Origin of the sequence: Rubellimicrobium thermophilum DSM 16684 (assembly GCF_000442315.1) — a bacterium.
In the GTDB taxonomy this organism is placed as follows: domain Bacteria; phylum Pseudomonadota; class Alphaproteobacteria; order Rhodobacterales; family Rhodobacteraceae; genus Rubellimicrobium; species Rubellimicrobium thermophilum.
The window spans coordinates 1,047,009-1,059,549 of the sequence record NZ_KE557320.1; the positions used below are offsets into that span (position 1 = coordinate 1,047,009).

Consider the following 12,541-nt stretch of genomic DNA (forward strand, 5'->3'; position numbering starts at 1 on the left):
GTCTCCGGAGAACGGGGTCACTTGCCGCTGCCCGCGACGCTGTCGGTGCCGCGGGTCAGGTAATAGGCGCCGAGGATCGGCAGAAAGGTTACCAGCACGACCACCATCGCGACGACATTGGTCACGGGCCGTTCGCGGGGGCGGACCAGTTCCTCGAGCATCCAGATGGGAAGGGTCTGCTGCTGACCGGCGGTGAAGGTGGTCACGATCACCTCGTCGAAGGACAGGGCAAAGGCGAGCATCCCCCCGGCCAGCAGAGCCGTCGCGAGATTGGGCATGATGACGAAGCGCAGCGTCTGCCAGTAGGTCGCCCCGAGATCCATGCTGGCCTCGATCAGATGCCCCGACAGACGCCGCAGGCGAGCGACCGCATTGTTGTAGACCACCACGATGCAGAAGGTCGCATGACCCAGCACGATGGTCCAGACGCTGAACGGGATCTCGGCCAGCGAGAAGGCCGAGCGCAGCGCGATCCCCGTGATGATGCCGGGCAGCGCGATGGGCAGGATCACCAGGAGCGAGATCACCTCGCGCCCGAAGAAGCGGCTGCGGGCGACGGCCGCCGCGCAGAGCGTGCCCAGCCCAGCGCGATGGCGGTGGAGAGGAGCGCGACGCGGAGCGACAGCGACAGCGCCGCCCAGATGTCGGGCCGCGCCCAGGCCCGGCCGAACCAGCGCAGCGTGAAGCCCGGCGGTGGCCAGGTGAAGGATGCGCTCTCGGAGGAGAAGGCATAGACGAAGATCAGCAGGATCGGCAGATGCAGGAACAGGAGCCCCGCACCCGCCGCCAGCTTGAGCCAGAGAGGGGCCCTAGAGCGCATCGAAGGCCCCCATCCGCCGCGCGATCATGAGATAGATCCCCATGATGACGATGGGCACGACCGCGAAGGCCGCCGCCAGCGGGATGTTCCCGGCCGTGCCCTGATACTGGTAGACGGCCAGGCCGATGAAGCGTGCGCTCGTCCCGATGATCTGAGGGATGATGTAGTCGCCCAGGGTCAGCGAGAAGGTGAAGATCGACCCCGCGACAACCCCCGGCAGCGCGAGCGGCCAGATCACCGTGCGAAAGGCCTGGGCCGGCGTCGCGCCCAGATCGGCCGCGGCCTCGGTCAGCGAGGGGGGGACGCGCTCCAGCGCCGCCTGCATGGGCAGGATCATGAAGGGCATCCAGACATAGACGAAGACGAGGAAGGTGCCGAAGGGCGAGACCGAGAGCGAGTTGCCCCCGATGCCGGGGATGGCCAGAAAGGCCGAAAGCAGCCAGCCGAGCCCGAGGCTGTCGAAGGCCCAGCCGATGATCCCCTCCTTGGCCAGGATCAGCTTCCAAGCATAGACCTTGACGAGATAGCTCGACCACAGGGGCAGCATGACGCCGAGGTAGAACAGCGCCTTCCAGCGGCCCCGCGCATAACGGGCGGCGTAGTAGGCGATCGGAAAGGCGATGACGATCGAGGCCAGCGTCACCAGCCCCGCCATGAGGACGGTGCGCCAGATGATGTCGAGATTGGCCGGGCGCAGCAGTTCCCCGTAGGTCCTGAGGGTCAGCGTGCGGTCGATGCGGCCGGAGAATTCGTCGATCGAAAAGAAGCTCTGCGCCAGCAGCGCGAAGAGTGAGCCGAGATAGACGATCCCGAGCCACAGCAGCGGCGGCAGCAGCAAAAGCAACAGGAGCAGACGCGGATTGCGCCACAGCACATCCGAGGCTGCGCCCCATGCTCCGCGCCGGCCCGTCGGGGTCAGGGATCCGGTTGCGGCGGTCATGCGGCGGCGTCCTCGGGCCAGGGGGATGCAGGGCCGCGACATCCCATTCGAGCCCCGCCTGCGCGCCGATGGCGGAACGGGCCGGCCGGCCGGCACCAGGACGGCGATCTCCGTCACCGCCGTCCCGTGCCCCACATCCAGCACCAGACGCGTGGCCGAACCGAGATAGCGCGCCGAACGCACCACCCCCCCGAGGGCTGCCCCCGCCGGATCGGTCAGACGGATCGATTCGGGCCGCAGCGAGCACCAGGCTGGCGGGCCGCCCATCCTCCGGGCGAGATCGGGGGGCAGGACATTGGAGGAGCCGACGAAGCGGGCGACGAAACGGGTGGCGGGTCTCGCATAGATCTCGGCCGGCGTGCCGATCTGCCGGATGCGGCCCTGGTCGAAGACGGCAAGACGGTCGGCCATCGACAGGGCCTCGCCCTGATCATGGGTGACGAAGACGAAGGTGATCCCCACACGCCGCTGGAGGGCCTTGAGCTCGTCCTGCATCTGTTCGCGCAGCTTGAGGTCGAGCGCCCCGAGCGGTTCGTCGAGCAACAGCACGCGCGGGCGGTTGACGAGGGCGCGGGCGAGGGCGACGCGCTGGCGCTGGCCGCCCGAAAGCTGGGCCGGGCGGCGCGCGCCATAACCGGGCAGCGCCATCATCTCCAGCGCCTCCTCGGCCCGGCGATGGCGTTCCGCCCTGGGCACGCCGGCGATCATCAGGCCATAGGCCACATTGTCGAGCACGTTGAGATGCGGAAACAGCGCATAGTCCTGGAACACGGTATTCACCGCCCGCCGGTAGGGTGGCAGACCGGTGACCGGCTCGCCAAACAGGCGGATCTCGCCCGCATCCGGCCTCTCGAAGCCGGCGATGAGACGCAGGCATGTCGTCTTGCCCGAGCCGGAGGGACCCAGCATCGCGAAGAATTCGCCCTCCGCGATGTCGAGATCCACGCGGTCCACGGCACGGACAGATCCGAAATGGCGCGAGACGCCGCGGAACGACACGGCAGGGGTCATGCGGGCCTCCTTTCAGGACCGGAGCAATGGCTGACAGCAAAGGGGACAGGGACGACGAGACGAATCGCCCCTGCTTCCTTCCTATTGCATCAAGGTTAAGATGGGGTTGACGCCGCCCGCGACGGGGACGGGCAGCGCCCCCTGCCGGGCCTCAGCGCCCACCGATCACCCCGATATAGTCCGACACCCAGCGGTAATAGGGCACGCAGGCATCCTCGCCCTGCGAACAGTCGGCGACCGGCGTGCGCCAGAAGCGGATCTTGTCGAAATCGGCCAGGCCGTTGGCATCGCAGCCTTCGGGCGTCTGCATCCCGCGACCGTCCGAGCAGGCTGCCGGCACCGCCGGAACCGCCCCGAACCAGACCGACAGATCGGACTGGAGATTGCTGCTCAGCTGATGCTCGAACCACATATAGGCACAGTTCACGCTGTCCGAATCCACATGCAGCATGGTCGTGTCGGCCCAGCCCGTCGCCCCCTCCACCGGGATCACCGAGGCAATGGGCGCCCCATCAGCCTTGAGCAGGTTGACCTGGAAGGGCCATGAGCCGGACGCGGCCATGCCTTCGTTCTTGAAATCGTCGATCTGGATGAAGGCGTCGTGCCAGTAGCGCGAGACGAGCTGCCGCTGCTGGCGCAGCAGATCGAGCGCCGCGGCATACTGCTCCTCATTCAGTTCGTAGGGGTCGGTGATGCCCAGCTCGGGCCGGTGATACATGAGATACTGGGCGGCATCGGCGATGTGGATGGGCCCGTCATAGGCCTGCACGCGGCCACGGTTGGACTGGCCATCGGGCAGTGTCATCTCCTCGAAGACAACGTTCCAGGATGTCGGCGGCTGATCGCCGAAGACCTCGGTGTTGTACATCAGGACATTCGGGCCCCACATGTAGGGCACGCCGTAATGCACCCCGTCCACCGTGTGCCAGGGCGCATTCTGAAGCCGTTCGTCGATGGTGGACCAGGACGGGATGAGGTCGATGTTGATCGGCTGAACCCGGTCCCCCGCGATCAGCCGCAGCGAGGCATCGCCCGAAGCGGTGACCAGATCGAAGCCCCCCTCGTTCATCAGGGCCACCATCTCGTCCGAGGTATTGGCTTGCTTGACCGAGACGCGGCAGCCCGTCGCCTCCTCGAAGGCAGTCACCCAGTCGAAGGCCGGGTCGGTCTCGCCCCGCTCGATATAGCCGGCCCAGGCGATGATGGAGAGCTCTCCCTCGCCTTCGCCGATCGCGGTCGGCTGGGCGAAGACGGCGCCGCTTCCCAGCATGGAGAGAATCGCGAGGCTGCATCCTGCGCGCGCGAGGTGGGTCATGGTCGTCTCCCTGTCAGTGGGCGCGCGCTGACCGCGCGTCCGGTTGGGCAGAAGAGTGACCGATGGCCGGCGGTTTCGCCAATACAATCCGCAGAACGATGGTTTCGGAAAAGGCGAAAGAAGACCCCGCCACCCTGCCTGGCCCGCAGCAACCCGGCATCCCGGACGGATCGCCCCGCGCCCTCCGCCATGACGCTGCACGGATGCCGTCCGGCCATCCCGGGGGGCAGACCGGCCGAGAGGAGTTCAGTGACCCCCGTCGCTGCCTCCGTCGCTGCCTCCGTCGCTGCCTCCGTCGCCGCCCCCGCATCGTCGGCATCGGCCGCGTCGGCCTCGCGATCATATCGGTCGTCGCGGTCGGCCGCATCGGTTGACACCGCTCCCCCGGCCTGCGCGTCGCCTCGAGACCCCCGCCGCCCCCGCCGGGGCCCGGTCCGAGGTTCCAGAAACAGGCTGCCGAGCAGCACCGTGAGGCCCACCGCCACCAGCGCCATCCAGATCAACGCATCATCCCCCCGTCATCATCCCGGCGCGAACAGCCTGGGTTTCCGTTCTGCCACAACCGCACGCTTCGAGCTGCAGCCCGATGACACCAATGGAACCGGGGGCTTTCCCGGCACCACTGCGACGGAAACCCCACCCACGCGTTCAAGAGCCGCAACCCGCCTGTCATGGAGTCCCGCCATGTCCGCCAGCCAGCCCACGCGGCGCGCCCTGCTCGCCACGCTTGCGGTCTCGCCCGCTGCCCTGCTGGGCGCCCACCCGGCCCCCGCCCAGGAAGCCGCCGCAACCGCCGCAGGCCTGATCTCGCCGAATGTCTGCCTTCTGGCCGTGGAGGTGACGGAAGGGCCCTATTACATCGACCCCGGCCTTCTGCGAACCGACATCACCGAAGGCCTGCCCGGCGTGCCGCTCGAGCTTCTCATCCAGGTGGTGGATGCCGCCTGCAGGCCCATCGCCGGGGCGCGGGTGGATGTCTGGCATTGCGACGCGCAGGGCAACTATTCGGGCTTTGCCGCGCAGGGCAGCGATGCGACGCGCGACACGACCGGGCAGACCTTCCTGCGCGGCACGCAGATGACCGATGACCGCGGCATCGCCACCTTCCGCACGATCTATCCCGGCTGGTATCGCGGCCGGACGACCCATATCCACCACAAGATCTTTCTTGACGAGGTCAATGTCCTGACCGGGCAGATCTTCTTTCCCGACGCGCTGTCGCAGTATCTCTACGACCATGTCCCCGCCTATGCGCGCGAGGGGGTCCGCGACACGGTCAATGCCGGCGACCGGATCGCCGCGCAGGCGGGCGAAGGGGCCTATGCCGCCCTGCGCGAAGCCGGCGACCGCTATGTGGCAAGCCTTGTGGTGGGCATCGATCCCGCGGCTCGCAGCGCCGACAGCGGGCCGGGCGGGCCCGGTGGAGCCGGCGAACCGCCCCCCGGCGGCGGCATGCCTCCCGCCGGCCCTGCCGCATCGCAGGGCGCGGCCGAGGCGACCGCGCTGGTGCCGGGTGGCGGCTGAACCCTTCAGCGCCCGCGGGATGCCTGCGAGAGGGCGATGAAGTCATGCGCCTCGGGCGAGAGCGGCGCGCCGCGGCGCCAGACCACCCCCACCTGCACCACCGGCAGCGTGCCCGAGACATCGCGGCTTTCGATGCGGTCCCCTTCGAGCGACCAGGGGCGATAGACAAGATCGGGCAGCAGCGCGACACCCGCCCCCGTGGCCACCAGCGAGCGCACCGCCTCCACGCTTCGGGTGCGGAAGGCCACGCGGGGTCGGGGTGTCAGCGCGGACAGCAGATTGCCTGCCTCCTGTTCCATCTCGTCCGCCATCAGGGCGATGAGCGGCTCGGCCGCGAGATCGGACAGCGCGACTGGCCTCCTGCGCGGCCAGCGGATGACCCGCCGGAAGCCAGAGCCGGAAAGGCGAGACATCGATGATCTCCACCATCAGCGCATCCCGGGCCCGCAGAACCCCCGTGACCATCACCGCAGCATCGAGCTCTCCGCCGATCAGGAGATGTTCGAGATACTCGCCCGAATCCTCGATGGCCGTCACGGTCACCTCCGGATTGGCCCGACGGAAGCGGGCCAGCAGATCCGAGAACACATAGCCGGCCATCAGCGTCGTGACCCCGAGGTGGAGCGTGCCGGTCAGCGCCTCGCGCCCCTGTCTTACGGCACGGCGCGACGCGGCGACCTGGGCCAGGATCGCATGGGCATGACGCAGGAACTGATGCCCGCGCTGGGTGATGCTGAGCCCACGGGCATGACGGTCGAAGAGCTGCACGCCCAGATCGGCCTCCAGATCGCGGACGGCCTCGGAAATGGCCGACTGCGAGATAGACAGCGCCTGCGCGGCCTGCGAGACCGAGCCGTTCTCGGCCACGGCGACAAAGGCACGAAGCTGACGCAGCGTGTAGGACATGACAGCCCCATGGGACCGCAGGGCGCCCTGTTGCGCAAGGGGCCCGCTTGACGGGGCAGGCGGGGACTGCCACGGCTCGGCGCCGCCGCAGCGGGAGAGACAGCCATGCGCATCACGATGGTCGGAACGGGCTATGTGGGCCTCGTGTCGGGAGTCTGCCTGTCGGATTTCGGACATGAGGTCGTCTGCGTGGACCGCGATGCGGCCAAGGTGGCGCGGCTGCGCCATGGCGAGGTGCCGATCTACGAGCCGGGTCTGGACGCCCTGATGGCGCGCAACATGGCCGAAGGGCGGCTGTCCTTCACCACCGATCTGCGCGCGGCCCTCGAAGGGGCGGGGGCGGTGTTCATCGCCGTCGGCACGCCCTCGCGCCGGGGCGACGGCCATGCCGATCTGAGCTTCGTCGAGGCCGCCGCGCGCGAGATCGCGCAGGCCGCCAGCGGGCCGATGGTCGTCGTCACCAAGTCCACGGTTCCGGTGGGCACCAACCGCGCCATCGCCCGCATCCTGTCCGAGGAGCGGCCCGACATCCCCTTCGCGGTAGCCTCCAACCCCGAATTCCTGCGCGAAGGAGCCGCCATCGGCGATTTCATGCGTCCCGACCGCATCGTGGTGGGGCTTGATGCCCCGGACGGACCGGCGCGGGCGGCAATGGCCGAGGTCTATCGCCCCCTCGCCCTGCGCGAGCTGTCCTTCGTGTGGACCGATCTCGAATCCGCCGAGATGATCAAATACGCCTCCAACGCCTTTCTCGCCGCCAAGGTCACCTTCATCAACGAGGTCGCCGCCCTCTGCGAACGGGTCGGGGCGGATGTGAAGGCCGTCGCCCGCGGGATGGGGCTGGATGGTCGGATCGGGCCGAAATTCCTCCATGCCGGACCGGGCTATGGCGGATCCTGCTTTCCCAAGGACACCCGCGCCTTCGCCCAGACGGGGCGGGATCACGGCGTGGCCCTGCGCCTTGTGGAGGCCGTCATCGACATCAACGAACAGGTCAAGGCGCGGATGCTGACCAAGATCGCGGCGCTGTGCGACGACCGCATCGCGGGACGAACGATCACGGTGCTGGGCGTGACCTTCAAGCCCGACACCGACGACATGCGCGAGGCGCCGTCGCTGACCATCGTGCCCGCCCTGATCGGCGCCGGAGCGGCGGTCCGGGTCGTCGATCCCCAGGGCCGGCGCGAGGGAGAACGGCTCCTGCCCGGCGTCACCTGGGATGACGATCCCTATCGCGCCGCGGAAGGGGCGGATCTGATCGTGCTTCTGACGGAATGGAACCAGTTCCGCGCCCTGGACCTGCGCCGCCTGGCGGCGGCCATGCGCGAGGCCCGCATGGCCGACCTGCGCAATGTCTATTCCGCCGAGGAAGCGCGGGCGGCCGGCTTCCTGGCCTATGATTCGGTCGGCCGTCCGGGCTACGGCTTCGTCCCGGCCTGACGGAAGCCCTGCGCCAGCGCATCGGCCCCGCGCGCGAGGATGGCGATATCCACCCCGATGCCCAGCACAGTCGCGCCGAGATCGGCACAGCGGCGGGCGAAATCCGGCGTCGTCAGGATGCCTGCCGCCTTGCCCGTGGCAACGATACGCGGGATCGCCTCTTCCACCGCGGCGCGCAGGGCATCGCTCAGACCGCGCTCGCCCATCGCGGTGGCCAGATCGGACGGCCCGATGAACAGACCGTCCACGCCGTCCACTGCGGCGATCTCCTCGATCCGCGACAGGGCTTCGGGCGTCTCGATCTGGACGAGCAGGCAGAGCTCCTCCTCGGCCCGGTCGAGGTAATCCGCCACACGGCCGAACCGGTTGGCCCGCGTCAGAAGAGAGACGCCGCGCATCCCCCGCGGCGGATAGCGCATGGCGCGGACCGCGGCCTCGGCCTCGGCCGCGGACTGGACATAGGGAATCAGCAGCGTCTGGGCGCCGGCATCGAGGAAGCGCTTGATCAGGACCGGGTCATTCCAGGCAGGACGGCAGATGGCGGAGACGGGCCAGGCCGCGGCGGCCTGCATCTGGGCGATCACGCCGATGGGATCGTTGGGCGAATGCTCGGTATCGAAGCAGAGCCAGTCGAAGCCCGCGGGGGCCACCACCTCGGCCAGATAGCCGCCGGGGGCCGTGACCCAAAGGCCGATCTGCGTCTCACCCGCCCCGAGGCGGCGTCTGAACCGGTTGACGGGCATGTCCATGGATGAAGGTCCTGCTGTGGCAGCAAAGGGGTTGCAGGCCATGCGGCGAAAGTCCAGAGGGCCTTGCCCGCCCAGCCGACGGAGGGGCACAAGAAAGCCGCCAGAGCGGAGCCATGCCATGTCCCTGCCCCTTGTCCTGATCCTGAACGGGCCGAACCTGAACCTGCTCGGCCAGCGCCAGCCGGAGATCTACGGGCGCGAGACGCTGGCCGATGTGGAGCGCGACTGCGCCGCGCTGGCAGAGACGCTGGGGCTGCGGACCGAGCTGCGCCAGTCGAATCACGAAGGGGTGCTGATCGACTGGGTGCAGGAGGCGCGGGGTCGCGCGGCCGGGATCGTCATCAATCCCGGCGGGCTGACCCATACCTCGGTGGCGCTGCTCGATGCCCTCCATGCCTTCGAGGGGCCGGTGGTGGAGGTGCACATCTCCCAGATCCACCGGCGCGAGGCCTTCCGGCATCATTCCTATGTCAGCCTGCGCGCCGATGCCGTGATCGCGGGCTGTGGCACCATGGGGTATGGATTCGCGCTGCGGCGCATCGCGGCGCTGATCGGCCGGGCGGGGGAACAGGGCGGGCGCTGAGGCCGGATCCCCTGCCCCGCCCCTGCCCCCCGCACCGCATCGCGCTGCACGGCATGGCCCTGCACCGCCCCGGTCGCCGGCGACCCCGTCATTCGGCGCGCGCAGCTCGCGGCTGGTTTCGGATTGGCCGGGAACCGGGCGCCGGGGACGCTGGGCGGTCTGCCAGTCGGGATCGATCCAGGGTTCCCGTTCGTCGCGCGGCAGGCGACGGCCCAGGATGTGATCGGCAGCCTTTTCCCCCGTCATGATGGAGGGGGCGTTGAGATTGCCATTGGTGATCCGCGGGAAGATCGAGGAATCCGCAACGCGCAGGCCCTCGACCCCGATCACGCGGCAATCGGGGTCCACCACGGCCAGCGGATCGGCCGGATCGCCCATCCGGCAGGTCCCGCAGGGATGATAGGCCGATTCGACATGTTCCCGGATCGCCTCGTCGAGCTGGGCATCGGTCTGGACATGTTCGCCGGGGCTGATCTCATGGCCGCGGAACCGCTCGAAGGCGGGCTGGGCAAAGATCTCGCGCGTCAGGCGGATGGCGGTGCGGAAGTCGCGCCAGTCCTCCTCGGTGCTCATGTAGTTGAAGAGGATGCGCGGCGGATCGGCCGGATCGGGCGAGCGCAGCGTCACCGTCCCGCGCGAGGGCGAGCGCATCGGGCCGACATGGGCCTGGTAGCCATGGCCGTCCGCCGCCGCACGCCCGTCATAGCGCACCGCGATGGGCAGGAAATGGAACTGGATGTCCGGATACTCCACCCCCGCGCGCGAGCGGATGAAGCCGCCCATCTCGAACTGGTTGGACGCGCCGAGGCCGCGGCCTGTCAGCAGCCACTGGGCCCCCACCAGCGCCTTGCCCCAGATGTTCCAGTAGCGGAACAGCGAGACCGGGAGCAGCGAAGCCTGCTGGACATAGATCTCCAGATGATCCTGGAGATTGGCGCCCACGCCGGGCCGGTCGGCAAGAACCGGGATGCCCATCGCGCGCAGATGCCCGGCCGGGCCGATGCCCGAGAGCATCAGGAGCTTCGGGCTGTTGATCGAGGAGGCGGAGACGATCACCTCGCGGTGGGCACGGATGGTCTGCAGGCCGTTGAAGCTGTCGATCTCCACGCCGATGGCCCGGCGCCCCTCGAAGAGGATGCGCCGGGCGATCCCGGTCACGAGATCGCAGTTGGGGCGCCGCAGCGCAGGGCGCAGATAGGCCCAGGCTGCCGACCAGCGCATGCCCCGCCAGATGGTCGATTCCATGGGGCCGAAGCCCTCCTGGCGCCAGCCGTTCGGGTCGTCGGTCAGGGGATAGCCCGCCTGCCGTCCCGCCTCGAGAAAGGCGCGGGCCAGCGGGTTGGAGGCCGGGCCGCGGGTGACATGAAGCGGTCCGTCATGACCGCGCCATGACGGATCCCCCACCCCGCCATGCCAGTGCTCCATCCGCCGGAAATAGGGGAGCACGTCGGCAAAGGCCCAGCCTTGTGCCCCCATCTCGGCCCAGTGGTCGAAATCGCGGGCATGGCCACGGACATAGACCATGCCGTTGATGGAGGAGGATCCGCCGATGACCTTGCCGCGGGGCGTGGCCAGACTGCGTCCGCCCAGATGGGGTTCGGGCTCGGTGCGGAAGCCCCAGTCGTAGCGCGCCATGTTCATCGGATAGGACAGGGCGGCGGGCATGCGGATGAACGGCCCCCAGTCGGAGCCCCCGGCCTCGATGATGATGACCGAATGGCCTGCCTCCGACAGGCGGTAGGCCAGGGCACAGCCGGCGCTGCCGGCCCCGATGACGACGTAATCGGCATGCATCAGAAAGGCGCCTCCACGCGGTTGAGGCCGACATAGACGGACTTGATGCGGCTGTAGTGTTCGATGGCGGCCCAGCCGTTCTCGCGCCCGATGCCGGACTTGCGGATCCCACCGAAGGGGGCTTCCACGGGGGTGAGGTTGTAGGCGTTGATCCAGCAGGTCCCGGCCTCGAAGGCGGCGGCCACGCGGTGTGCGCGGGCGAGATCGGCCGTGAAGACCCCGGCGGACAGACCGAACTCGGTCGCGTTGGCGCGTGCGATGACCTCCTCCTCGCTGTCGAAGTCGAGCACCGCCATGACGGGGCCGAACACCTCCTCGCGCGCGAGGGTCATGTCATCGGTCACATCGGCAAAGACGGTCGGCTCGATCCAGAAGCCCGGACGATCCGGGCGGCGCCCGCCCGCGATCAGGCGCGCGCCCTCCTCAAGGGCCTTGCGGATGTAGCCCTCGACGATCGCACGCTGGCGCTCGCTCACCAGGGGGCCGAAATTGGTCGTCTCGTCCAGGGGATCGCCCATGCGCACGCCCTTGAGCCGTTCCGTCAGGCGGGACAGGAAGGCCTCCTTGATCCCGCGCTGGAGGAAGACCCGCGTGCCGTTGGAGCAGATCTGACCGGAGGAATAAAAGTTTCCGAGGATCGCCCCGGAGATGGCCGATTCGAGATCCGCATCCTCGAAGACCAGCAGCGGCGACTTGCCCCCCAGTTCCAGCGTCACGGGTTTGAGCCCGCGCGCCGCGGCCTCGTAGAGGCGCGTGCCGGTGGGCACCGACCCGGTGAGCGAAACCTTGGCCACGCGCGGATCCTCCACAAGGCGCGCGCCGACATCCCCCCTGCCCTGCACGACATTGAACAGACCGGGCGGGGCGCCTGCCTCGCACAGGATCTCGGCGAGCTTCAGTGCCCCGAGCGGCGTCGTCTCGGAGGGCTTGAAGATCATCGCATTGCCGCAGGCCAGGGCGGGCGCGGCCTTCCATGCGGCGATCTGGGTGGGATAGTTCCAGGCCCCGATCCCGAGGCAGACGCCCAACGGCTCGCGCCGGGTATAGACGAAGTCGCCGCCCGAAAGGGGAATGTGCTCGCCCGCGATGGCAGCGGCAAGGCCGCCGAACCATTCGAGCGCGTCGGCGGCGCTCAGGGCATCGGCCACCAGCGTCTCCGAAAGCGGCTTGCCGGTGTCGTATGTCTCGAGAACGGAGAGGTCGCGGTTGCGTTCGCGGATCAGGTCGGCGGCCCGGCGCAGGACGCGTCCGCGTTCGGCCCCCTTGAGCGCGGCCCAGTCCTTCTGCGCGCGCAGGGCGGAGACCAGCGCCTCTTCGATCACGTCCGGGGTGGCGGCGCGGACGCGGGCAATCTCTTCGCCGGTGGCCGGATAGATGACGGGAATCGGATCGCCGGCGGGATCCTCGCGGTAGCGGCCGTCGATGAAATGGCTGCCTTCGGGCCGAATGTCGGGCATGG

10 protein-coding genes and 2 pseudogenes are annotated in these 12,541 nt (G+C 68.9%); 3 read left to right on the top strand and 9 right to left on the bottom strand.

From position 1 onward, the window contains the following. Positions 1-17 precede the first annotated feature (17 nt). The 4 genes from RUTHE_RS17440 to RUTHE_RS06070 form a co-directional block, all read right to left on the bottom strand. Entirely contained in the window at positions 18-527 is a 510-nt protein-coding gene (locus tag RUTHE_RS17440) for an ABC transporter permease (protein ID WP_021097442.1), read from the bottom strand. After that, the gene (locus tag RUTHE_RS17445; protein WP_021097443.1) at positions 524-820 is read right to left on the bottom strand and encodes a hypothetical protein; all 297 of its coding nucleotides are present in this window, start codon (positions 818-820) and stop codon (positions 524-526) included. The genes RUTHE_RS17440 and RUTHE_RS17445 overlap by 4 nt, the downstream gene beginning before the upstream one ends. Continuing rightward, the gene (locus RUTHE_RS18580; RefSeq protein WP_021097444.1) at positions 810-2,771 is read right to left on the bottom strand and encodes an ATP-binding cassette domain-containing protein; all 1,962 of its coding nucleotides are present in this window, start codon (positions 2,769-2,771) and stop codon (positions 810-812) included. Before RUTHE_RS18580 ends, RUTHE_RS17445 begins: the two co-directional genes overlap by 11 nt. A gap of 151 nt (positions 2,772-2,922) precedes the next feature. Beyond that, on the bottom strand, positions 2,923-4,086 hold the full coding sequence (locus tag RUTHE_RS06070) for an ABC transporter substrate-binding protein (RefSeq protein WP_021097445.1): 1,164 nt from the start codon (positions 4,084-4,086) through the stop codon (positions 2,923-2,925). A 684-nt stretch (positions 4,087-4,770) separates the two neighbouring features. Here RUTHE_RS06070 and RUTHE_RS06075 point away from each other — a divergent pair. Continuing rightward, on the top strand, positions 4,771-5,610 hold the full coding sequence (locus RUTHE_RS06075; RefSeq protein WP_021097447.1) for an intradiol ring-cleavage dioxygenase: 840 nt from the start codon (positions 4,771-4,773) through the stop codon (positions 5,608-5,610). Positions 5,611-5,615: 5 nt separating this feature from the next. On the opposite strand, the gene RUTHE_RS17455 is transcribed toward RUTHE_RS06075, so the two are convergent. Both RUTHE_RS17455 and RUTHE_RS17460 read right to left on the bottom strand, forming a co-directional pair. Next, positions 5,616-5,921: a LysR substrate-binding domain-containing protein gene (locus tag RUTHE_RS17455; protein ID WP_245542194.1), complete on the bottom strand. Its 306-nt coding sequence runs from the start codon at positions 5,919-5,921 to the stop codon at positions 5,616-5,618. 103 nt (positions 5,922-6,024) lie between these two features. Continuing rightward, a pseudogene (locus RUTHE_RS17460) lies at positions 6,025-6,693 on the bottom strand (LysR family transcriptional regulator); the annotation flags it as partial. Between RUTHE_RS17460 and RUTHE_RS06085 the strand changes: the two are divergent. Continuing rightward, on the top strand, positions 6,622-7,956 hold the full coding sequence (locus RUTHE_RS06085) for a UDP-glucose dehydrogenase family protein (protein WP_021097450.1): 1,335 nt from the start codon (positions 6,622-6,624) through the stop codon (positions 7,954-7,956). The pseudogene RUTHE_RS17460 and the gene RUTHE_RS06085 sit on opposite strands and share 72 nt — an antisense overlap. Here RUTHE_RS06085 and RUTHE_RS06090 read toward each other — a convergent pair. After that, positions 7,935-8,705, bottom strand: a complete 771-nt coding sequence (locus RUTHE_RS06090; protein ID WP_021097451.1) for an aldolase/citrate lyase family protein — start codon at positions 8,703-8,705, stop codon at positions 7,935-7,937. The two genes, RUTHE_RS06085 and RUTHE_RS06090, sit on opposite strands and share 22 nt — an antisense overlap. A 118-nt stretch (positions 8,706-8,823) precedes the next feature. Between RUTHE_RS06090 and aroQ the strand changes: the two genes are divergently transcribed. Then, complete coding sequence (gene aroQ / locus RUTHE_RS15965) at positions 8,824-9,288, top strand: type II 3-dehydroquinate dehydratase (RefSeq protein ID WP_084465037.1); 465 nt, start codon at positions 8,824-8,826, stop codon at positions 9,286-9,288. A 147-nt stretch (positions 9,289-9,435) separates the two neighbouring features. Here the strand turns inward: aroQ and betA are convergent. Together betA and betB are read right to left on the bottom strand one after the other, a co-directional pair. Further along, positions 9,436-11,082: pseudogene (betA, locus tag RUTHE_RS06095) on the bottom strand (choline dehydrogenase); the annotation flags it as partial. Continuing rightward, a complete protein-coding gene (gene betB / locus RUTHE_RS06100; protein ID WP_084465010.1) occupies positions 11,082-12,539 on the bottom strand; it encodes a betaine-aldehyde dehydrogenase in 1,458 nt (485 codons plus the stop codon). The pseudogene betA and the gene betB, both read right to left, overlap by 1 nt. Positions 12,540-12,541 lie beyond the last annotated feature (2 nt).